This is a genomic window from Paenirhodobacter sp. YD-8, from assembly GCF_056590935.1.
The window spans coordinates 1,797,488-1,819,002 of record NZ_CM152649.1; the positions used below are offsets into that span (position 1 = coordinate 1,797,488).

The 21,515-nt window shown below is 68.6% G+C and carries 16 protein-coding genes; 12 read left to right on the top strand and 4 right to left on the bottom strand.

Features of this window, described 5'->3' with window-relative positions; genetic code table 11:
- Positions 1-25 precede the first annotated feature (25 nt).
- From AC0QTQ_RS08780 to AC0QTQ_RS08810, 7 genes are all read left to right on the top strand, one after another.
- Positions 26-1,201: an efflux RND transporter periplasmic adaptor subunit gene (locus AC0QTQ_RS08780; RefSeq protein WP_480259126.1), complete on the top strand. Its 1,176-nt coding sequence runs from the start codon at positions 26-28 to the stop codon at positions 1,199-1,201.
- A gap of 1 nt (position 1,202) precedes the next feature.
- A complete protein-coding gene (locus AC0QTQ_RS08785) occupies positions 1,203-3,140 on the top strand; it encodes a MacB family efflux pump subunit (RefSeq protein ID WP_480259127.1) in 1,938 nt (645 codons plus the stop codon).
- A gap of 99 nt (positions 3,141-3,239) precedes the next feature.
- Complete coding sequence (locus tag AC0QTQ_RS08790; protein WP_480259128.1) at positions 3,240-5,021, top strand: sensor histidine kinase; 1,782 nt, start codon at positions 3,240-3,242, stop codon at positions 5,019-5,021.
- The gene (locus AC0QTQ_RS08795; RefSeq protein WP_480259129.1) at positions 5,018-5,635 is read left to right on the top strand and encodes a response regulator transcription factor; all 618 of its coding nucleotides are present in this window, start codon (positions 5,018-5,020) and stop codon (positions 5,633-5,635) included. The genes AC0QTQ_RS08790 and AC0QTQ_RS08795 overlap by 4 nt, the downstream gene beginning before the upstream one ends.
- 94 nt (positions 5,636-5,729) lie before the next feature.
- Entirely contained in the window at positions 5,730-6,470 is a 741-nt protein-coding gene (dsrO, locus tag AC0QTQ_RS08800) for a sulfate reduction electron transfer complex DsrMKJOP subunit DsrO (RefSeq protein ID WP_480259130.1), read from the top strand.
- 1 nt (position 6,471) lies between these two features.
- Positions 6,472-7,584, top strand: coding sequence for an NrfD/PsrC family molybdoenzyme membrane anchor subunit (gene nrfD / locus AC0QTQ_RS08805; RefSeq protein ID WP_480259131.1), 1,113 nt, complete (start codon positions 6,472-6,474; stop codon positions 7,582-7,584).
- A 12-nt stretch (positions 7,585-7,596) separates the two neighbouring features.
- Positions 7,597-10,677: a molybdopterin dinucleotide binding domain-containing protein gene (locus AC0QTQ_RS08810; protein ID WP_480259132.1), complete on the top strand. Its 3,081-nt coding sequence runs from the start codon at positions 7,597-7,599 to the stop codon at positions 10,675-10,677.
- A gap of 74 nt (positions 10,678-10,751) precedes the next feature.
- On the opposite strand, the gene AC0QTQ_RS08815 is transcribed toward AC0QTQ_RS08810, so the two are convergent.
- The gene (locus AC0QTQ_RS08815; RefSeq protein ID WP_480259133.1) at positions 10,752-11,963 is read right to left on the bottom strand and encodes a polyhydroxyalkanoate depolymerase; all 1,212 of its coding nucleotides are present in this window, start codon (positions 11,961-11,963) and stop codon (positions 10,752-10,754) included.
- A gap of 175 nt (positions 11,964-12,138) precedes the next feature.
- Between AC0QTQ_RS08815 and AC0QTQ_RS08820 the strand changes: the two genes are divergently transcribed.
- From AC0QTQ_RS08820 to glnT, 5 genes are all read left to right on the top strand, one after another.
- Positions 12,139-12,720 (top strand): glutathione S-transferase, encoded by a 582-nt coding sequence (locus AC0QTQ_RS08820; protein ID WP_480259134.1) that lies wholly within the window; start codon positions 12,139-12,141, stop codon positions 12,718-12,720.
- Positions 12,721-12,956: 236 nt separating this feature from the next.
- A complete protein-coding gene (locus AC0QTQ_RS08825) occupies positions 12,957-13,844 on the top strand; it encodes a class II glutamine amidotransferase (protein WP_480258757.1) in 888 nt (295 codons plus the stop codon).
- Between the two features lie 2 nt (positions 13,845-13,846).
- A complete protein-coding gene (locus AC0QTQ_RS08830; protein ID WP_480258758.1) occupies positions 13,847-14,530 on the top strand; it encodes a protein GlxC in 684 nt (227 codons plus the stop codon).
- A gap of 11 nt (positions 14,531-14,541) precedes the next feature.
- Complete coding sequence (locus AC0QTQ_RS08835) at positions 14,542-15,867, top strand: FMN-binding glutamate synthase family protein (RefSeq protein WP_480258759.1); 1,326 nt, start codon at positions 14,542-14,544, stop codon at positions 15,865-15,867.
- Between the two features lie 97 nt (positions 15,868-15,964).
- Positions 15,965-17,269, top strand: a complete 1,305-nt coding sequence (glnT, locus tag AC0QTQ_RS08840; RefSeq protein WP_480259135.1) for a type III glutamate--ammonia ligase — start codon at positions 15,965-15,967, stop codon at positions 17,267-17,269.
- 87 nt (positions 17,270-17,356) lie between these two features.
- Here the strand turns inward: glnT and AC0QTQ_RS08845 are convergent, their stop codons facing one another.
- The 3 genes from AC0QTQ_RS08845 to AC0QTQ_RS08855 all read right to left on the bottom strand — a co-directional run bounded on the left by AC0QTQ_RS08845 (position 17,357) and on the right by AC0QTQ_RS08855 (position 21,286).
- Complete coding sequence (locus AC0QTQ_RS08845) at positions 17,357-18,910, bottom strand: acetyl-CoA hydrolase/transferase family protein (protein ID WP_220668829.1); 1,554 nt, start codon at positions 18,908-18,910, stop codon at positions 17,357-17,359.
- A gap of 155 nt (positions 18,911-19,065) precedes the next feature.
- Complete coding sequence (gene feoB / locus AC0QTQ_RS08850) at positions 19,066-20,910, bottom strand: ferrous iron transporter B (protein ID WP_480259136.1); 1,845 nt, start codon at positions 20,908-20,910, stop codon at positions 19,066-19,068.
- 64 nt (positions 20,911-20,974) lie between these two features.
- A complete protein-coding gene (locus AC0QTQ_RS08855; protein ID WP_240664463.1) occupies positions 20,975-21,286 on the bottom strand; it encodes a FeoA family protein in 312 nt (103 codons plus the stop codon).
- Positions 21,287-21,515: the final 229 nt, after the last annotated feature.

Sequence of the window (21,515 nt, forward strand, 5' to 3'; positions counted from 1 at the left end):
AAACACCGGTGCAAGAGTGACTGACATGAAAAGAAATGCGCGACTGCTGACCCTTCTTCTTCTGGCCGTGCTGGCCTGCGGCGGCGGCTGGTACTGGTGGGCGCGCACGGCGGGGCAGAGCGGCGCGGCGCCGACGCTTGCCACCGTCACCCGCGGCACCGTCAGCGAGACCGTGCTCGCCTCGGGCCAGATCGAGGCAAAGCAGCTCGTCTCGGTCGGCGCGCGGGTCTCGGGCCAGATCGAGACCCTCGCCGTCAGCCTTGGCGACACGGTGAAGGCGGGCGACCTGATCGCCCAGATCGACAGCCAGGACCAGCAGAACGACGTGCTGCAGGCCGAGGCCGATCTTGCCAATATCGAGGCGCAGATCGTCGCGATGCAGGCGAACCTGCGCAAGGCCGAGCTGACGCTCGAGCGGCAGACGGCGCTTGGCAAGTCGGACTGGGCCTCGAAGGAGACGATCGAGAGTGCTACCGCCGAGGTGCAGGTCTATACCGCCAACCTGGCCGCGCTGCAGGCGCAGAAGGCGCGCGCCGAGGTCACCGTGACCACCGCCAAGATCGAGCTTGACCGCACCCGGATCACCGCGCCGATCACCGGCACCGTCGTCGCCGTCGCGGTCGAGCGGGGCCAGACGGTCAACGCCATCCAGACCGCGCCGACCCTCGTCAAGCTTGCCGATCTCGACACGATGCAGGTCAAGGCCGAGATCTCGGAAGCCGACGTGGTGCATGTGCAGCCCGGTCAGGACGTGCGGTTCACCATTCTGGGCGAGCCCGAGACCACCTTCACCGCCAAGGTCCGCTCGATCGAGCCCGCGCCCTCGGAAATCGAGAACAGCGACACGATCTCGACCGACGAGGCGATCTATTACAACGGGTTGCTCGACGTCGCAAACCCCGATCACAAGCTGCGCATCGGCATGACGACGCAGGTCTCGGTCCTGCTCGACAAGGCCGAGAACGTGCTGACCGTGCCCGCCGCGGCGGTGAAGCGCGACGGCGAGGGCAATTATGTCGAGGTCTGGGACGCGAAGAGCGGCACCGCCATCCCGACCCGCGTCGAGGTCGGGCTGAACGACAAGGTCACCGCCGAGATCCGGTCCGGTCTGAGCGAGGGGCAGCAGGTGGTCACCGGCACCGCCGTGGCCCCGAAGGCGGCGGGCACCACCACCCGGATGCGCCCGCCGATGGGGATCTGAGATGAGCGATCCGCTGATTTCCGTGCGCGGCGTCGGCCGCTCCTTCCAGGCCGGCGAGGAGACGATCACCGTCCTGCGCGACGTCGATCTCGACATCTGGCCGGGCGAATTCGTGGCGATCATCGGCGCCTCCGGCTCGGGCAAGTCGACGCTGATGAACATCCTCGGCTGTCTCGACCGGCCGAGCGCGGGCAGCTATCGCTTCGCGGGCGAGGATGTGGGCGGGCTTGACCCCGACGCGCTCGCCCGGCTGCGGCGCGCGCATTTCGGCTTCATCTTCCAGCGCTATCAGTTGCTCGGTGATCTCGATGCGGTCGGCAATGTCGAGGTGCCGGCGATCTATGCGGGCGAGGGGCGCGCCAGCCGGCGCAGGCGCGCGACCGAGCTGCTGACCCAGCTCGGCCTTGGCACCCGGCTCGACCATCGTCCGAACGAGCTTTCGGGCGGCCAGCAGCAGCGCGTCTCGGTGGCGCGCGCGCTGATCAACGGCGGCGAGGTGATCCTGGCCGACGAGCCGACCGGCGCGCTCGACACGAAAAGCTCGGCCGAGCTGATCGAGCTGCTGCTCGATCTGAACGCCAAGGGGCACACGGTGATCGTCGTCACCCATGACCCGACCGTGGCCGCCCATGCCCGCCGCGAGATCGAGATCAGCGACGGCCGGATCGTGCGCGACAGCGGCCGCACCGAGGCCGGGGAGGGCGCCGCCCGTCCCGCCACCGCGGAGCGCGGCGCCGGCGCGCTTTTGCGCCGCGCAAGCGAGACGCTGTCGATGGCGCTGAAGGCGATGCTGGCGCATCGGGTGCGCTCGTTCCTGACCATGCTCGGCATCATCATCGGCATCGCCTCGGTGGTGCTGGTGGTGGCGCTCGGCTCGGGCACGCAGGAGAAGATCCTGCAGAACATCTCGTCGCTCGGCACGAACACGATCACCGTGCGCGCGGGCACCGGCTTTGGCGCGCGCGATGCCGGCAAGACCGAGACGCTGATGCCCTCGGACGCCTCGATGATCGCGCTGCAACCCTATGCCGACGGCGTCTCGCCCGCGGTCTCGAACAGCTCGAACGTGCTGCATGGCAATGTCTCGGCCACAGCCGCGGTGAACGGGGTGAGCGGCGATTACTTTGCCGTCCATGCCTACGAGACCGTCGACGGCCAGCAGTTCGACAGCCGCGACGTGACCGAGCTTTCGCAGGTCGCGGTGATCGACGAGGACACCCGCGACACCTTCTTCCCGAACGGCGAGGACCCGCTCGGCCAGGTGCTGATCCTCGGCCATGTGCCGGTGCGGGTGATCGGCGTCGTGCGCTCGACCGGCGCGACCTTCGGCCCCTCGTCGCTGAACGTCTGGATCCCCTACACCACGGCGATGTCGCGGGTGTCGGGGCAGAATTACCTCGACAGCATCGGGGTGAAGATCGCCGACAGCTATGACATGGAGAAGGCGCAGTCCGAGATCACCGCGCTGATGCTGAACCGCCACGGCACGCAGGACTTCTTCCTGTCGAACAGCGACACGATCCGCGCCACGATCACCTCGACCACCGAGACGATGACCTGGCTTGTTGCCGCGATCGCGGTGATCTCGCTCGTCGTCGGCGGCATCGGGGTGATGAACATCATGCTGGTCTCGGTCACCGAGCGCACCCGCGAGATCGGCGTGCGCGTGGCGGTCGGCGCGCGGCGCAGCGACATCGTCGGGCAATTCCTGGTCGAGGCGGTGCTCGTCTGTCTGGTCGGCGGCGTGCTCGGCATCGCGCTGGCGCTTGGCGCGGGGGCGGTGATCGGCATGGTCTATACCACGGTGACGCTCTCCTTCTCGGGCACGGCGATCGTGGTGGCGTTCCTGTCCTCGACGCTGATCGGGGTGACCTTCGGCTTCCTGCCCGCCCGCGCGGCGGCGCAGCTCGACCCGGTGGTGGCGCTGAACCGCGAGTGAACCGGACCGCGAGTGAACCGGAAGGGGGCGGCAAGTCGCCCCCTTTCCCCTTTCCCGCGCTTGCGCCTATGCTTGGGGCGGACAAGAGCGAGGGCACGGGTGCTGGGACGGATCGGGGCAGGCTGGGGGCTGGTGGTGGCGGCCCTTGTGGCATGTGCCGCTCCGGCCGCGCAGGCCGATGTGCTGCGCATCGGCGTGCTCGACTATCAGGGCTCGGAGCATTCGATCGCGCATTGGCAGGCGACCGGGGCGGCGCTGAACGCGGCGCTGCCCGGCCATCGCTTCGAGCTTGTGGCGCTCGACATCCATGCCCTCGATGCCGCGCTCGATGCCAACAGCCTCGATTTCGTCATCACCAACCCCGGCAATTACGCCGAGCTTGAATATCGCCACCATGTCAGCCGCATCGCGACGGCCGAGGGCGACATGCCGGTGGCCTCGACGCTGGTCACCACCGAGCCGCTCGAAAGTTATGATGACCTCTCCGGCCGCCGCCTCGCCGTCGTCGCGCCCGAGGCCTTCGGCGGTTTTCAGGTGCTCTGGCGCGAGCTTTACGACCATGACACGCGCCTGCCCGGGCGGATCGAGCCCCTGGTGACCGGCTATCCGATGCAGGCCGCGGCGCAGGCGGTGCTTGACGGCAAGGCCGATGCCGCGGTGCTGCGCGCCTGCCTGCTCGAGGAGCTGCAGGCGGCTGACCCCGGGCATTGGGCAGGGCTTCATGCCTTTGCCATCCGCGACCTGCCCGAGGTGCCCTGCGCGGTCTCGAGCCGGGTCTATCCGGGCTGGCCCTTCGCCAAGACCCGCCACACCGATGCGGCGCTGTCGAAACAGGTGGCGATCGCGCTTCTTGGGATGGAGGGGGGCAACCTCTGGACTGTGCCGCTCGACTATCAGCCGGTGCATGACCTGTTGCGCGCGCTGCGCATCGGCCCCTATGCCCGCACTGGCCCGGTCAGCCTGAGCGAATTCGTCGAGGATTACCGCGACTGGCTCATTGCGCTTGGCATCGCGCTGATGTTCTGGGCGCTTTATTCGGTGCGGATCGAGAGCCTCGTGCGCCGCCGCACCGCCGCGCTCGATGCCGCGAATGCGGGACTGGTGCGCGAGATCGCCGAACGCGAGCGGCTTGAGGAGGAGGAGCGGCTGCACCGGCGCGAGCTCGAGCACGTCGCGCGGCTGTCGATCCTGGGCGAGATGGCCTCGAGCATCGCGCACGAGCTGAACCAGCCGCTCAGCGCGATTGCGAATTACGCGCAGGGCTGCTCGATGCGGCTGAAGTTCGGCACCTTCACCCCCGAGGACATGGACCGCGCCTCGACCGAGATCGCGGCGCAGGCCGAACGCGCGGCGACCGTGATCCGCCGCATCCGCGCCTTCGTGAAGAAGCGCGAGAGCCTGCGCGACCCGGTTGATCTGAACGACATGCTGCGCGAGACGGCGGTCCTTTACGAGGCGACGGTGCACCGCGCCGGCGTGCGCACCGAGCTGATGCTGGCGGGCGATCTGCCGGTGGTGTTCGCCGACCGGGTGCAGTTGCAGCAGGTGGTGCTGAACCTGGTGCAGAACGCGGTCGAGGCGATGGCCGAGACGCCGGCCGAGGAAAAGCGGCTGCTGATCCGCTCGGCGCGGCAGGCCGATGCGCTGAAGGGGGCGGGAGTGTGCATCTCGGTGCGAGACCGGGGCACCGGCCTGTCGCCCGCCGCGATGGCGCGCTTCGCCGAGGCCTTCCACACCACCAAACCCGAGGGGATCGGGCTGGGGCTTGCGCTCAGCCGCTCGATCGTCGAGGCCCATGGCGGCTGGCTGCGCGCCGAGACCCCCGCCGACGGCTGCGGGCTGCGCGTCAGCCTCTGGCTGCCGGTACAGGAGGAAAGATGAACGAGGATGCGGTGATCCATGTGGTCGACGACGACCGCGCCGCGCGCGAGGGGCTGGGCTTCCTGCTCGGCTCGCTCGGGCTGAGGGTGGAGGCGCATGCCTCGGCGGCCGAGCTGCTCGACCGGCTGGATTGTGCCGGGGTGGGCTGCATCCTTGCCGATGTGCGGATGCCCGGGATGACCGGGCTTGAACTCCTCGACGAGCTTGGCCGGCGCGGCTGTGCACTGCCGGTGATCATGATCACCGGGCATGGCGACGTGCCGATGGCGGTGCGGGCGATGCGCGCGGGCGCGATGGATTTCTTCGAGAAGCCGGTGAACGGCATGGCCCTTGTCGGGCGGCTGAACGAGGCGCTGGCGCTCAGCCGGTCGCGGGCCGAGGCGGCGCGCGGCACGGCGCAGGTGCGCGCCCGTGTCGACAGCCTCACCGCGCGCGAGGCAGAGGTCGCCCGCGCGGTGCTGGCTGGCCGGCTGAACAAGCAGATCGCGGCCGAGCTCGGCATCAGCCTGAAGACCGTCGAGATCCACCGTCACAACGTGATGGACAAGATGGGGGCGAGTAGCGCCGCCGATCTGGTGCGTCTGCTTGTCGCGGCGGGCTGGACCGAAACCTAGGGGCAAACCCCTAGGTTTGCGGGGTTTGCGCCGATACCGCTCGGGGCGCCGCCGGACGTAGGGTTCTTTCCGACAGAGAAGGAAAGGACCAGCCATGGACACGAACCGTCGCGGTTTTCTCGGTGCGGTCGGCCGGGTGACGATCGGCGCCGCGGCCTCGATCGCGGGGGCGGGCGAGGCGGCCGAGGCCGCCGGCCCGGCCAGGGCCCCGCATTGGGGCATGGTGGTCGATCTGCGCAAATGCATCGGCTGTCAGGCCTGCACCGTCGCCTGCATCATGGAAAACCACGTCCCCGAGGATGCCTTCCGCACCCATGTCTCGGTCTACGAGCTGGTGACGGACGGGCAGGACCCGGCGATGGTGATGCTGCCGCGGCTGTGCAACCATTGCGACGATCCGCCCTGCCTGCCGGTCTGCCCGGTCGAGGCGACCTTCAAGGCCGAGACCGGCGAGGTGCTGGTCGATGCCAGCAAATGCGTGGGCTGCGCCTATTGCGTGCAGGCCTGCCCCTATGACGCGCGCTTCGTCAACCACGAGACCCAGGTGGCCGACAAGTGCACCTTCTGCATCCACCGCACCCGCGCCGGGCTGCTGCCCGCCTGCGTCGAGACCTGCGTCGGCGGCGCGCGCAACTTCGGCGACCTGAACGACCCGGAAAGCCCCGTCTCGAAACTGCTGGCGGCGCATCCGGTCTCGGTGCTGCGCCCCGAGATGCACACCCATCCGAACGTCTATTACATCGGTCTCGACGCGGTGCTCGACGGGCGCGTGACGGGCGAGGCCGCCTGGCATCCGCCCTTCGACCCGGGCGCGAGCGTGGCGGAGGTCCACTGACATGCAGGTGCAGATCCACGAACTTGTCGGCGCGACGCACGAGGCGGCCTGGCTCCCCTGGGCGGTGCAGTATTTCTTCCTGATCGCGCTCTCGGTCACGGCGCTTCTCCTGGCGCTGCCGGGCTTCGTGCTGGGCCGCGCGGCGGCGCTGCCGCGCGCACGGCTCGCGCTGATGACCGCGGTGACGACCGGGATCACCGCGCCGATCGCGCTCCTGGCCGACCTGCATCAGCCCGGCCGGTTCTGGGAGTTCTTCTTCTACACCCACCCGACCTCGTGGATGGCCTGGGGCGCCTGGATCGTGCCGGGCTATGTCGGGCTGCTGATCGCCTTCGCCTGGGCCGTGCATCGGCCGGCCCTGTGGACCTGGGGGCAGGGCGACTGGCGCTATGCGCCGCTCTTCCGGCTCCTGGCGCTCGGCGGTGCGGGCAACGGCTTTGCCCGTCCGCTCGGCGTGCTGGCCGGGCTCGCGGCGCTCGGCATCCTGACCTACACCGGGATGGAGGTGATGGTGGTGCGCTCGCGCCCGCTGTGGAACACCCCCTTCCTGCCGTTGCAATTCGCCGCCACGGGCTGTGTCGGCGCGCTTGGGGTGATGCTGGTGCTCGGCCGTTCGCTTGGCACCGGGGCGGCGGTCGAGGCGGCGATGAACCGCGCCCTTGCGCTGGCGCTCGGCCTCGTCGGTGTGCTGGGCGCGGCCTGGTTCGCGCTCGCGCTCACGGGCCTCAGCCCGCGCCACGCCGAGGCGCTCGCCTCCGTCGCGGGCTTCCCGGTCTGGCAGCGGATCGCGCTCTGGGGGGCGGTGGCGATCGTGCTGCCCTTCGGCATCGCCCTTGCCGCCCCGGACCGCAGCGGCTGGATCACCGGGCTACTCGCCATCCATGCCGCCTGGATGTTCCGCTGGACCGTGTTCATGGGCGGGCAGGCGGTGCCGAAGGTGGGGTCGGGCCTTTACGACGCGCTGATGCCCACCGGGCTTGCCGGGCTGATGGGGGTGATCGGCACCTTCGGGCTCTGGCTCTTCCTGCTGATCGCCTACACGACCTTCGTTCCCTGGGATCAGGCCGGGGTGCCGAAATCCGGCACCGCCTCCGAACCCGCCCGCAGCCTCTGAAGGAGAGACCCGATGTCCACCCGCCGCAACATCCTCAAGGGCGCCGTCGCGACCGGGGCGCTTGCCACCTTCGGTGCGGGCTATGCCGAGACGGTGCAGAAGATCGCCCGCGGCAAATGGTCGGGCGCGGTGCCGCGGCAGGCGCTGACCGGCTTTGCCCCCGAGCCCGAGTTCCGCCTCGACGCCGAAACCGGCGATCTGATCCCGAACCCCGATCAGGCGGTGAGCTATACGATGTGCATCGGTTGCACCACGATGTGCGGCGTGCGGGTGCGCGTCGACCGGGCGGCGAACAAGGTGCTGCGCGTCGCGGGCAACCCCTTCAGCCCGATGTCGACCGACCCGCACATCCCCTACGCAAGCTCGGTGCGCGCGAGCTTCACCGCGCTGGCCCGGGCGGGCGAGGGTGGCGGGCTGACCCACCGCTCGACCGCCTGCGGGCGCGGTAATGCGGTGCTGCAACAGCTCGACAATCCGCGCCGGGTGCTGAGGCCGCTCAAGCGCGTCGGTCCGCGCGGCGCGGGCGAATGGCAGACGATCAGCTTCGAGCAGCTGGTCGAGGAGGTGGTCGAGGGCGGCGATCTGTTCGGCGAGGGGCACGTCGCCGGGCTGCGCGAGATCCGCGACCTGAAGACCCCGATCAAGGCCGGCGCGCCAGAGTTCGGCCCGCGCGCGAACGGGCTTGTCTGGATGAACTGCGTCGATGACGGGCGCGACAATCTGGTGCTGCGCTGGCTCAAGCAAAGCTATGGCTCGACCAATTTCGTGCGCCACGGCGCCTATTGCGGCGGCGCCTATCGCAACGGCTCGGGCGCGATGTTCGGCGATTTCAAGACCCAGCCGCACGCCAAGCCCGACTTCAACAACGCCGAGTTCATCCTGTTCGTTGGCACCGCGCCGGGCAATGCCGGCAACCCGTTCAAGATCGTCGGCACCAAGGTCGCGCAGGCCCGCGCGGACGGCAAGCTCGGCTATGTCGTCGTCGACCCGGTGCTGACCCATGCGCAGAACGGCCCCTCGGGCGAGCGCTCCCGCTGGGTGCCGATCAAGCCCGGCAGCGATGGCGCGCTGGCGATGGCGATCATCCGCTGGATGTTCGAGACCGACAAGATCAACGCCCCCTATCTTGCCCAGCCGACGCAGGCCGCCGCCGAGGCCGCGGGCGAGGCAAGCTTCACCAACGCCACCCATCTGGTGATCGTTGCCCCGACCCACCCCCGTTTCGGCCGCTTCCTGCGCGGCTCGGACATCGGCCTGCCGCTGGCCGAGGGGGTGGAGCCCTATTCCGAGGCCGACCACTTCCTGGTCGCCTCGGGGACCGGCCCGGCCCCGGCCGGGACCTCGGCCGCGCCGCTGTTCTTCGACGGCGTGGTCGAGGCTGCCGGGCAGGGAGTGGCGGTGAAGACCGCGCTGACCCTGCTGCGCGAGGAGGCGATGAAGCACGAGATGGCGGAATATTCCGCCGCCTGCGGCATTCCGCTCGCCACGATCGAGGGGCTGGCGCGCGAACTGACCAGCCACGGCCGCCGCGCCGCGGTGAACAGCCATGGCGGCATGATGTCGGGCACGGGCCATTACAACGCCTATGCGCTGATGATGATCAACACGCTCATCGGCAACCTGAACTGCAAGGGCGGCACGATGGTGGCGGGCGGCTGGTTCCCCGATGCCAAGGGCCCGGCCTATGACCTTGCTGATTTCCCCGGCGCGGTCACGGCGAAGGGCCTGCCGATCGGCCGCAACGCGCCTTACGAGAAGACCTCGGAGTTCAAGGCGAAGACGGCCGCGGGCAAGCCCTATCCGGCGGACGGGCCGTGGTATCCGAACGCGCCGGGGCTGGCGACCGAGTGGATCTCCTCGATCGTCACCGGCTATCCCTATGGCGCCGAGGCGCTCGTCTTCCGCAACACCAATCCGGTCTATGGCCTGCCCGGCATCGCCCATCTGGTCGAGCGGCTGAAGGACCCGAAGGTGGTGCCGCTGATCGTCTCGATCGACCCGTTCATCAACGAGAGCTCGGCGATCGCCGATTACATCGTGCCCGACTCGGTGATGTACGAGACCTGGGGCTTCACCAGGCCCTGGGGCGGCATCGCGACCAAGGCGACGACGGCGCGCTGGCCGGTGGTCGAACCGCGGATGGAAAGGAATGCCGCGGGCGAGCGGGTGGGGATGGAGACCTTCCTGATCGCCACGGCGAAGCGGATGGGGCTGCCCGGCTTCGGTGCCGATGCGATCCCCGATGCCGAGGGCACTCTGCATCCGCTCGAGCGCGCCGAGGACTGGTATCTGCGCGGGGCGGCGAATGTCGCGACGATCGGGCAGAAGCCGGTGGCCGAGGCGAGCGACGACGACATCGCGCTGAGCGGGGTGAGCCGGATCCGCGCCGATCTCGAGGCGACGCTGAAGCCCGACGAGTGGCGCCGCGCGGCGACGATCTATGCCAAGGGCGGGCGCTACGAGGATGCGCCGAAGGGCTATGACGGCGAGCGGGCCGCCCATCCCTTCGAGCAGCCGATGCAGGTCTGGAACGAGGCGCTCGGCTCCTTCCGCCGCGCCGGCACCGGCACGCGGCTGCCGGGGTGTCCGGCCTGGCTCGAGCCCGAATTCGCCGATGGCTCGGCGGTCGCCGCGCATTACCCCGAAAGCGACTGGCCGGTGAAGCTCGTCTCCTTCAAGTCGCCGCTGCAGAACTCCTATTCGGTCGGGGCGCCGGCGCTGCTGCGGGTGGTGGCCTCGAACCCGGTGAACATCGGGCGCGCGCTGGCCGCCGCGCATGGCATCGCGACGGGCGACCGGGTGCGGCTGACGACGCCGGGTGGCAGTCTGGAGAGCGTGGCGGTGGTGCGCGAGGGCATCGCCCCCGACACGGTGGCGATCGAGCACGGCTTTGGCCACCGCGGCTTCGGCGCGCAGGCGATCACCATCGACGGCGAGACCCGGCCCGGTGATCCGCGGCTGGCGACGGGGGTGCTGCTGAACGATGTCGGCATGCTCGATCCGACCCGGCCGAAGGCGGGGGTCTGGGTCGATCCGGTCGCCGGCACCTCGGTGCGTCAGGGCCTGCCGGCGCGGCTGGAACGGATCGCCTGAGCCCTGAAACGACCATCTCCCGGGGCCCGTGGTGCCGGGGGGGCTCTTTTCAAACAGTCGCTTGCGCGGTGTTCTTAATCCACCGCCAGGATCATGTTGCGCACCACCGGATAGATCTCGTTGTCCCAGCGGCGGCCGTTGAACACGCCGTAATGGCCAACATTCGCCTGCAGGTGGTGGCGCTTCAGATGCGGGCGCAGCGCGCTGCACAGGTCATGCGCGGCCGAGGTCTGTCCCAGCCCGCAGATGTCGTCGCGCCCGCCCTCGACGGTCAGCAGCGCCGTGTGCCGGATCGCGCCGGGATTCACCTTGCGGCCCCTGTAGGTGAAGTCGCCGGTCGCCAGCTCGGCCTTCTGGAACACCCGGTCGATGGTCTCGAGGTAGAATTCCGCGGTCAGGTCCAGCACCGAGAAATACTCGTCGTAGAAGTCCTTGATCTTCTTCGCCTCGGCCTCCTCGCCGTTGGCGAGGTGGTGATACAGCTTCTCGTGCTGCTCGCGGTGGCGCTCCATGTTCATCGCCATGAAGGAGAAGAGCTGCACGAAGCCCGGATAGACCTTGCGCCCCGCGCCCGCAAAGCGCAGCGGCACGGTGCCGATCACCGTGCGCTCGAACCAGTCCATCGGCTTCTCGTTCGCCAGATCGTTGACCGAGGTCGGGCTTTCGCGCACATCGACCGGCCCCGCCATCAGCACCAGCGAGCGCGGCGTGGCCGGGTTGCGGTCCTCGGACATCACCGCGGTTGCGGCAAGCGCCTGCACGCAGGGCTGGCACACCGCGAGCATATGCGCACCCGGGCCGATCTCTTCCATGAAGCGGATCAGATAGGCGACGTAATCCTCGACGCCGAAATCGCCCGCCGACAGCGGCACGTCGCGCGCATTCGTCCAGTCGGTGATGTAGACGTCATGGTCGCGCAGCAGCGTGCGCACCGTGCCCGCCAGCAGCGTGGCGAAATGGCCCGAGAGCGGCGCCGTCACCAGCACCTTCGGCAGCGGCGTGTCGAGATCGCGGGCGAAGTGCAGCAGCCGGCCGAAGGGCAGCTCGAGCGCCACCTCCTCGCGCACCGGCCGCTCGCAGCCATCGACCTTCACCGTGCCGATGCCGAAGCGCGGCCGGTCATGGCTGAGGCCGAAGCGGGTAATCATCTCGAGCCCCGCCGCCTGCTGCCGGATCAGCTGCGCGAAGGGGCCGCTGGCCTTGGGCGTGAAGGAGAGCGCGAAATGGGCGGCGGTGCGAAAAGGGGCGAAAATATCATCAAGAGACTGGTAGGTTGCATAAAGCATGGCGATTCACCCCTTTGACGCCCGAAAACCGCTGGTCAGGCCCCCGGCAGCCTGCGACAAAATTTGCGGGAATACAGCCCTTCTCGGGCAAGGAGGCACCGTGACGCAAGCAACGCTTACGATTTCATCGAAAAACTATTCGTCATGGTCCTTGCGCGGCTGGTTGTTGTGCAAGATGGCCGGGCTCGACTTCGCCGAGAGCCCGGTCGACCTTTCCGATGCCGGCGCGCGGCAGGAACTGCTGCTGCTCACCCCCTCGGTGCTGGTGCCGCGGCTCACCCATGGCAAGGTCGAGGTCTGGGACACGCTCGCCATCGCCGAATACCTGAACGAGACCTTTCCCAAGGCCGGGCTCTATCCCGCCGACAAGGTCGCCCGCGCCCAGTGCCGCTCGGTCTCGGGCGAGATGCACTCGGGCTTTTACAACCTGCGCTCGGCGCTGCCGATGAATCTCAAGGCGCGGCACGAGAAGTTCAAGATCTTCTCGGGGGCGCGCCCGGATGTCGAACGGGTCAAGGCGATCTGGCTCGAGTGCCTCGCGACCCATGGCGGGCCGTTCCTGTTCGGCGCCGCGCCGACCGTCGCCGATGCGATGTATGCCCCGGTCTGCACCCGCTTCCGCACCTATTCCGTGCCGCTCGAGACCCGGCTCGCGGCCTATGTCGAGACCATCCTCGGCTGGGCGCCGATGCAGGAATGGACGGAGGGCGCACTTGCCGAACCCGACGAGATCGTCGAGCTCGAGGTCGAGTTCTGAGCCGTCCCCTGTCGATCATCACCTATCCGCAGGTTGCGTGAGGGGTGGGCGGGCGGGGTGATCTGCCCGGAATTGCGGCTTGGGGGGCTGGGGCGCGGGGAAAACTGCCCGGAAAAGCGGCACGATTTGCATCGTGAGAAATTCTTCTTCTCAAGAAGCAAAATGAATTGTGAAGAAAATAAATTGCCTGCTAGTCAATCCGTGACGGCTCAAGCCGAAGCTGAACGGAGAAGACCATGTGTGGCATCGTTGGCCTCTTTCTGAAGAAGGACGCTTTGCGCCCCCGGCTCGGGGACATGCTCACCGACATGCTGATCACCATGACCGACCGCGGCCCTGACAGTGCCGGGATCGCGATCTATGGCGATGCGTCGGAGGGGCTGAAGATGACGGTCCAGTCGGACACGCCGGAGACGGCGTTCGCCGGGCTCGACGCGGCGCTTGGCGCGGCGCTCGGCGCGCCGGTCGCGATGGCGGTGATCGACACCCATGCGGTGCTGACGATCCCGGCCGGGACCGAGGCGGCGGCGCGGGCCTTCGCGGCCGAGGCGGGCCTGCGGGTGATGGGCGTCGGATCTGCGATGGAGATCTTCAAGGAGGTCGGGCTGCCGAAGGACGTGGCGGCGCGCTTCGGGATCCGGGCGATGGCGGGCAGCCATGGCATCGGCCACACCCGGATGGCGACGGAATCGGCGGTCACCACGATGGGCGCGCATCCGTTCTCGACCGGCGACGACCAGTGCCTGGTGCACAACGGGTCGCTGTCGAACCACAACGCGATGCGCCGGGTGCTGAGCGCGAAGGGCTTTGCGCCGCAGACGCAGAACGACACCGAGGTGGCGGCCTGCTACATCTCCTCGCGGCTTGCCGAGGGCGCGAACCTCGGCGAGGCGCTCGAGGGCACGCTCGAGGATCTCGACGGCTTCTTCACCTTCGTCGTCGGCACGAAGAATGGCTTCGGCGTGGTGCGCGACCCGATCGCGTGCAAGCCCGCGGTGATGGCCGAGACCGAGGATTACGTCGCCTTCGGTTCGGAATACCGCGCCTTCGCCAAACTCCCGGGGATCGAGGCCGCGCGGGTCTGGGAACCGGAACCCGCCACCGTCTACTTCTGGGAGCGCTGATCATGCAGACGATCGACCTGTCCACCACGGCCCTTCGCGAGCTGAATGCCGCGCTGCAGGCGCAGGCCGCCAGCACCAACCAGACCGCCTGGGTGATCGAGAATCCGAAGGGCGCGCATGCCGTGGCCGTCGGCCTCGATGCGCCGATCGAGGTCACGGTGAAGGGCTCGACGGGCTATTACTGTGCGGGGATGAACAAGCAGGCCACCGTGCATGTGACGGGCTCGGCCGGGCCGGGCGTGGCCGAGAACATGATGTCGGGCACCGTCATCATCGAGGGCGACGCGAGCCAATATGCGGGCGCCACCGGCCATGGCGGGCTTCTGGTGATCAAGGGCAATGCGTCCTCGCGCTGCGGCATCTCGATGAAGGGCATCGACATCGTGGTCTATGGCAACGTCGGGCACATGTCGGCCTTCATGGCGCAATCGGGCAATCTGGTGGTGCTGGGCGATGCCGGCGAGGCGCTTGGCGACAGCCTCTACGAGGCGCGGCTCTTCGTGCGCGGCTCGGTCAAGTCGCTCGGTGCCGATTGCATCGAGAAGGAGATGCGGCCCGAGCATCTGGCGATCCTGGCCGAGCTTCTGGAGAGCTCGGGCGCGCCGGCGAAGCCCGAGGAGTTCAAACGCTACGGTTCTGCCCGCACGCTCTACAATTTCCACGTCGACCACGCCTCGGCGTATTGAGGACCCGACCCATGGACAAGACCCCCCAGACCCTGCCGCGCGACAGCTGGACCTTCTCGCCCGAGATCAACGCCGAGATCCGGCGCGCCGCGGCGACCGGCATCTATGACATCCGCGGCGGCGGTGCGAAGCGGAAGATGCCGCATTTCGACGACCTGCTGTTCCTTGGCGCCTCGATGTCGCGCTATCCGCTCGAGGGCTATCGCGAGAAATGCGGCACCGGGGTGGTGCTCGGCACGCGCTTCGCGAAGAAACCCATTGAGCTGAAGATCCCGGTGACGATCGCCGGGATGTCCTTCGGCGCGCTCTCGGGCCCGGCGAAGGAGGCGCTCGGCCGCGGCGCGACGATGGCCGGCACCTCGACCACCACGGGCGACGGCGGCATGACCGACGAGGAGCGCGGCCATTCGGAAAAGCTCGTCTATCAGTATCTGCCGAGCCGTTACGGGATGAACCCCGACGATCTGCGCCGCGCCGATGCGATCGAGATCGTGGTCGGCCAGGGCGCCAAGCCCGGCGGCGGCGGCATGCTCTTGGGCCAGAAGATCACCGAGCGGGTCGCGGGCATGCGCAACCTGCCGGTCGGCATCGACCAGCGCTCGGCCTGCCGGCATCCGGACTGGACCGGCCCCGACGATCTCGAGATCAAGATCCTCGAGATCCGCGAGATCACCAACTGGGAAAAGCCGATCTACATCAAGGTCGGCGGCGCGCGGCCTTACTATGACACTGCGCTCGCGGTGAAGGCGGGGGCCGATGTCGTGGTGCTCGACGGCATGCAGGGCGGCACCGCGGCGACGCAGGATGTGTTCATCGAGCATGTCGGCCAGCCGACGCTTGCCTGCATCCGGCCGGCGGTGAAGGCGCTGCAGGATCTGGGCATGCACCGCAAGGTGCAGCTGATCGTCTCGGGCGGCATCCGCACCGGTGCCGATGTGGCCAAGGCGCTTGCGCTTGGCGCCGATGCGGTCTCGATCGGCACCGCGGCGCTCGTCGCCCTTGGCGAGAACGACCCGAAATGGGCGGCCGAATACAGCAAGCTCGGCACCACCGCGGATGCCTATGACGACTGGCACGAGGGCAAGGACCCGGCCGGCATCACCACCCAGGACCCCGAGCTGATGAAGCGGCTCGACCCGGTCGAGGCGGCGCGCCGGCTGCGCAACTATCTCGCGGTGCTGACGCTCGAGGCGCAGACGATCGCGCGGGCCTGCGGCAAGAGCCATGTCCACAATCTCGAGCCCGAGGATCTGTGCGCGCTGACGATCGAGGCGGCGGCGATGGCGGGTGTGCCGCTTGCGGGCACCAGCTGGATCCCCGGCCAGTCCGGGTTCTGAGCGGACGGGCGGGGCGACCCGCCCGTGCCGATCCTCCGTCACGTGAAAAGGGCCACAAGGCCCGCGAGGCCCGAGAGGCCGCAACAGGGAAACGACGATGACCGATCTTGCCGCCTTCGCCCGCGAAAAGGGCGTGAAATACTTCATGATTTCCTACACCGACCTCTTCGGCGCGCAGCGGGCGAAGCTGGTGCCGGCCTCGGCGATTGCCGACATGCAGGCCGACGGTGCGGGCTTTGCGGGCTTCGCGACGCATCTCGACCTGACGCCGGCGCATCCCGACATGCTCGCCGTGCCCGACGCGCCCTCGGTGATCCAGCTGCCCTGGAAGAAGGACGTGGCCTGGGTCGCCTCGAATTGCGTGATGGAGGGCGCCGACCTTGCGCAGGCGCCGCGCAACGTGCTGTCCCGCCTCATCGCCGAGGCCGCCGAGATGGGGCTCGAGGTGAAGACCGGCGTCGAGCCCGAGTTCTTCCTGCTCACCCCCGACGGGCTCACGATCTCGGACGCGGCCGACACCGCGGCGAAGCCCTGTTACGACCAGCAGGCGGTGATGCGCCGCTATGACGTGATCGCGGAGATCTGCGATTACATGCTCGAGCTCGGCTGGGAGCCCTATCAGAACGACCACGAGGACGCGAACGGCCAGTTCGAGATGAACTGGAAATACGACGGCGCGATGGCCACCGCCGACAAGCACAGCTTCTTCAAGTTCATGGTGAAATCGGTCGCGGAAAAGCACGGGCTGCGCGCGACCTTCATGCCGAAGCCGATCCAGGGGCTGACCGGCAACGGCTGCCACGCCCATATCTCGGTGTGGGACACGAAGACCGGCAAGAACGCCTTTGCCGATGACACGAAGGAGCTCGGCCTGTCGGACAGCGGCCGCGCCTTCCTCGGCGGCATCATGAAGCACGCCTCGGCGCTTGCGGTCATCACCAACCCGACGGTGAACAGCTACAAGCGGATCAACGCGCCGCGCACGCTCTCGGGCGCCACCTGGGCGCCCAATACCGTGACCTGGACCGGCAACAACCGCACCCATATGGTGCGCGTGCCGGGCCCCGGCCGGTTCGAGCTGCGGCTGCCCGACGGCGCGGTGAACCCCTATCTGCTGCAGGCTGTCATCATCGCCGCGGGGCTCTCGGGTCTGAAGACCGACGCCGATCCGGGCCCGCGCTATGACATCGACATGTATGCCGAGGGCCACAAGATCGAGGGCGCGCCGAAGCTGCCCCTGAACCTTCTCGACGCGATCCGCGCCTATGACGCCGATCCGGGCCTCAAGGCCGCCATGGGCGAGGAATTCTCGGCGGGATATCTCAAGCTCAAGATGCAGGAGTGGAACGCCTTCGTGAACCACTTCTCCCACTGGGAACGCGACAACACCCTCGATATCTGAACCAAAAATGCGCGCCCGCGATGCCGGGCCCGCTTCATGGAAAACGGCGCCCCGAGGGGCGCCGTTTCGCATGTCGGGGGGGAGCGCTCAGGCGCGGGCCGCCGCCTCGATCTGTGCCTCGAGCATCGAGCCGGTCTCGATGAAGCGCTGGTGCCAGGACAGCGCCTCGGTCAGCAGATGCGGCGCGTGCTTGCCCCAGCTGCCCGAGATCGAGCGGGCGAAGTAATCCTCGAGCATCGGGCGATAGGCCGGGTGGGCGCAGTTGCGGATGATCAGCTCGGCGCGCTTGCGCGGCGCCAGGCCGCGCAGGTCGGCCAGGCCCTGCTCGGTGACGATCACCTGCACGTCCTGGCTGATGTGGTCGACATGGGCCGCCATCGGCACGATCGCCGAGATCTTGCCGCCCTTCGCCGTCGAGGGGGTCATGAAGATCGACATGAAGGCGTTGCGGGCGAAGTCGCCCGAGCCGCCGATGCCGTTCTGGATCCGCGAGCCCATGACATGGGTCGAGTTCACGTTCCCGTAGATGTCAGCCTCGATCAGCCCGTTCATCGCGATCACGCCCAGACGGCGGACGAGTTCGGGGTGGTTCGAGATTTCCTGCGGGCGCAGGATCAGCTTGGTGCGATAGTGATCGGCGCGCGCGTTCAGATCATGGGCGCGTTCGGGGCTGAGCGAGAAGGCGGTGGCCGAGGCCATGCGCAGCTTGCCCGCGTCGATCATGTCGAGCATGCCGTCCTGGATCACCTCGGTGAAGGCGGTCATCGGCTCGAAGGGGGCATTGATCAGGCCGGCCATCACCGCGTTCGGCACGTTGCCGACGCCCGATTGCAGCGGCAGCAGCGCCTTCGGCAGGCGGCCCTTCTTCACCTCATGGGCGAGGAACTCGAGGATGTGTTCCGCGATCGCCTGGGCCGAGCCGTCGGGCTTCGAGAAGGGCGCGTTGCGGTCGGCGGCGTCGGTCTCGATGATCGCCACGACCTTCGAGTGGTCAACGTGGAAATGCGGCTCGCCGATGCGCTGATCGGGCGCGATCAGCGGGATCGGCACGCGGTGCGGCGGCAGGCGGGTGCCGTAATAGATGTCGTGCATCCCCTCGAGCGATTCCGACTGCCAGCGGTTCACCTCGAGGATGATCTTGTCGGCGCGATCGAGCCAGGTCTTGTTGTTGCCGACCGAGGAGGAGGGGATCAGCTGACCGCCGGGCGTGATGCCCGAGATCTCGACCACGGCGAAGTCGAGTTCGCCATAGAGCCCTTCCCAGACCATCGGCGCGACCTGGCTCAGGTGCATGTCGACGTAATCCATCTCGCCGCGGTTGATGCGCTCGCGCAGGATCGGGTCGGAGTTGTAGGGCAGGCGGAACTCGATGCCGTCGGCCCGGGCCAGCGCACCGTCAAGCTCGGGGCCGGTCGAGGCGCCGGTGAGCACGCGCACGCGGAACGGGCGGCCCTGGGCATGTTCGGCCTCTGCGCGGGCCGCGAGCGCCACCGGCACCGCCTTCGGATAGCCCGAGCCGGTGAAGCCCGACATGCCGATCGTGGCACCGTGCGGGATCAGCGCGGCCGCATCTTCGGCGCTCATCACCCGAGCGGCAAGGCCGGCGTGGCGCAGGCGGGCGTTCGTCTTGCTGGTGGTCATCTGGCTCCTCCCAAACCCCTGAGGTCGCAGCAACGGTCGTTCATATTCCGTCGCGCGCATGAAACTATCCGAAAGCAGAATGCCGCGCGTTTGTCGATGGCGTAACAGACATGCGCCCCGTGCATGGCTTTCGCAAGAATGTTAGGCGCGGCCTGTCAGCCCGCGCCGAGCAGCACGGCGAGGTGATAGGTGACGAAAGACCCCACCCAGGCCAGCACGAACATGTAGCCGAAGGTCAGCCACATCCAGCGCGCCCCCCCCGCCTCGCGCCGGATCACGGCGAGGGTCGAGATGCACTGCGGCGCGAAGATATACCACACCAGAAGCGAGAGCGCGGTGGCGAGGCTCCAGTTCGCGGCGAGGATCGCGCCGAGCGCCGAGGTGCTGTCGCCGCCCACGGCATAGACCGTGGCAAGGCCCGAGACGGCGATCTCGCGCGCTGCCATGCCGGGGACCAGCGCCACGGCGATCTGCCAGTTGAAGCCGATCGGCGCGAGGATCGGTTCCAGAAGATGACCGATCATCGCGGCGAAGGAATAGAGGATCGGCGGCTCGGTCGCGCCCGCCGGCGCGAAGGGGAAGGTGGCCAGCAGCCAGATCAGCACCGTCATCGCGAAGATCGTGGTGCCGGCGCGTTTCAGGAACGCCTTCGCCCGGGTCGAGAGCCCGATCGCCACCGAGCGCGGCCGCGGCAGCTTGTAATCGGGCAGGTCGAGCATGAAGGGCGGCGAGGGCTCGCGCCGCCAGAACATGAACTTCGCCGCGGCCGAGACCGCCAGCGCCGAGACGATGCCCGCGGCGTAGAGGCCGAACATCACCAGCCCCTGCAGGCTGAGCACGCCGAGCACATGGCGCGCCGGGATGAAGGCCGAGATGATCAGCGTATAGACCGGGATCCGCGCCGAGCAGGTCATCAGCGGTGCGACCAGGATCGTCGTCAGCCGGTCGCGGCGGTTGTCGATCACCCGCGCCGCCATGATCCCGGGCACGGCACAGGCGAAGGAGGACAGCAGCGGGATGAAGGCGCGCCCGTGCAGCCCCGCGCCGCCCATGATCTTGTCCATGAGAAACGCCGCCCGGGCCATGTAGCCAAGGTCTTCGAGCAGCAGGATGAAGAGGAACAGGATCAGGATCTGCGGCAGGAAGACCAGCACGCCGCCCACGCCCGCGATCACCGCATCCAGAAGGAAGCTCTGCACGATGCCCGCGGGCACATGCGCGGCGACGAAGCCGCCCACGGCGCCAAAGCCCGCGTCGATCAGGTCCATCAGCGGCGCGGCCCAGGTGAAGACCGCCTGGAACATCACGAAGAGCAGCACCAGCAGGAAGACGAGGCCGAAGACCGGGTGCAGCAACACGCGGTCGATGCGGTTCGTCAGCGTGTCGGGCAGCTCGGGCTCGGTCACCGCGCGCGCAATCAGCCGGTCGGCGGCGCGGTGGCTCAGCCGCAGGTCCGCCGCATTGGGCGGGCTCCACAGGTTCGGGCCGGGCTCGGGCACGCCGCGGGCAAGGATCGCGTCGAGCTCGGCGTGCAGCGCATCGAGCCCGCCCTTACGCACCGAATTCGCGGTGACGACCGGCACGCCCAGGGTTTCGGAAAGCGCGTTGGTGTCGATCTCGATGCCGCGGTGGCGGGCGATGTCGATCATGTTCATCACCAGCACCATCGGCAGGCCGGTGGCGGCAAGCTCCATCGCCAGCCGCAACCCCGAGCGCGGCGCCGAGGCATCGGCCACGACCAGCAGCAGGTCGGGCACGCGTTCGTTGTGATGGCGGCCAAGGACCACGTCGCGGGTCACCACCTCGTCGGGGCTGCGCGCGCGCAGGCTGTGGGTGCCGGGCAGGTCGATGACCCCGATCGAGGCGCCCGAGGGCAGCTTCGCCAGCCCCGCCTTGCGCTCGACGGTGACGCCCGAATAGTTGCCCACATGCTGGCGCGAGCCGGTCAGGGCGTTGAAAAGCGCGGTCTTGCCGCAGTTCGGCGGGCCGACGATCGCCAAGCGAAGGTCGTCGGGGCGCACCGCGGCGGGTGCGGGAGTGTCGCAGCAGTCCATCTGGTCCGGTTCAGGAAACGAGGATCGCCATCGCCTCGCGACGGCGCAGCGCCACGGTGGCGCCGTTCACCCGCACGGCGATCGGATCGCGGCCGAAGAGCCCCTCGTGCAGGATCGCGACGCGCGCGCCCTCGACGAAGCCAAGCTCGATCAGCCGCCGTTCCATCTCCTCGGCGGGCAGGGTGTTCGAATGGGCGGCGGGCAGGATGCGGAAGACATGGCCGGAAAAGCCCCTGTGCAGGGCCCCGAGCGGACGATGCGCGGCCTCGGGCACGTGACCCGGCAGGCTGGCGGCGTCGATCGGCTGCGGCGAGATCATCATCTCCGGTTCCCTCCGTTCTGGGCCGGCGGGCTGTGCGGGGCCACGGTTCGGGCCGGGCGACAGCGCGTCGATGTGCCCTTCATACTATTCCGAGTGAAGCAATCAAGAATATTCCCGCGGCTCGCGCGGGAATGTGATGCGGCGCGCTGCCGCAAGGTTCCGGGCGCCGGACCCGGCGGGGGTCTTGCGCGGGGCGCGGGCGCCGCGCAGGATCGGCGCGGCAGCGGAG

Bases quoted from the DNA above. Each gene is read 5' to 3' on its own strand.
- AC0QTQ_RS08780 (WP_480259126.1), top strand. From the start codon at position 26: ATGAAAAGAAATGCGCGACTGCTGACCCTTCTTCTTCTGGCCGTGCTG.
- AC0QTQ_RS08785 (WP_480259127.1), top strand. From the start codon at position 1,203: ATGAGCGATCCGCTGATTTCCGTGCGCGGCGTCGGCCGCTCCTTCCAG.
- AC0QTQ_RS08795 (WP_480259129.1), top strand. From the start codon at position 5,018: ATGAACGAGGATGCGGTGATCCATGTGGTCGACGACGACCGCGCCGCG.
- dsrO (WP_480259130.1), top strand. From the start codon at position 5,730: ATGGACACGAACCGTCGCGGTTTTCTCGGTGCGGTCGGCCGGGTGACG.
- nrfD (WP_480259131.1), top strand. From the start codon at position 6,472: ATGCAGGTGCAGATCCACGAACTTGTCGGCGCGACGCACGAGGCGGCC.
- AC0QTQ_RS08810 (WP_480259132.1), top strand. From the start codon at position 7,597: ATGTCCACCCGCCGCAACATCCTCAAGGGCGCCGTCGCGACCGGGGCG.
- AC0QTQ_RS08815 (WP_480259133.1), bottom strand. From the start codon at position 11,963: ATGCTTTATGCAACCTACCAGTCTCTTGATGATATTTTCGCCCCTTTT.
- AC0QTQ_RS08820 (WP_480259134.1), top strand. From the start codon at position 12,139: ATGGCCGGGCTCGACTTCGCCGAGAGCCCGGTCGACCTTTCCGATGCC.
- AC0QTQ_RS08825 (WP_480258757.1), top strand. From the start codon at position 12,957: ATGTGTGGCATCGTTGGCCTCTTTCTGAAGAAGGACGCTTTGCGCCCC.
- AC0QTQ_RS08830 (WP_480258758.1), top strand. From the start codon at position 13,847: ATGCAGACGATCGACCTGTCCACCACGGCCCTTCGCGAGCTGAATGCC.
- AC0QTQ_RS08835 (WP_480258759.1), top strand. From the start codon at position 14,542: ATGGACAAGACCCCCCAGACCCTGCCGCGCGACAGCTGGACCTTCTCG.
- glnT (WP_480259135.1), top strand. From the start codon at position 15,965: ATGACCGATCTTGCCGCCTTCGCCCGCGAAAAGGGCGTGAAATACTTC.
- AC0QTQ_RS08845 (WP_220668829.1), bottom strand. From the start codon at position 18,910: ATGACCACCAGCAAGACGAACGCCCGCCTGCGCCACGCCGGCCTTGCC.
- AC0QTQ_RS08855 (WP_240664463.1), bottom strand. From the start codon at position 21,286: ATGATGATCTCGCCGCAGCCGATCGACGCCGCCAGCCTGCCGGGTCAC.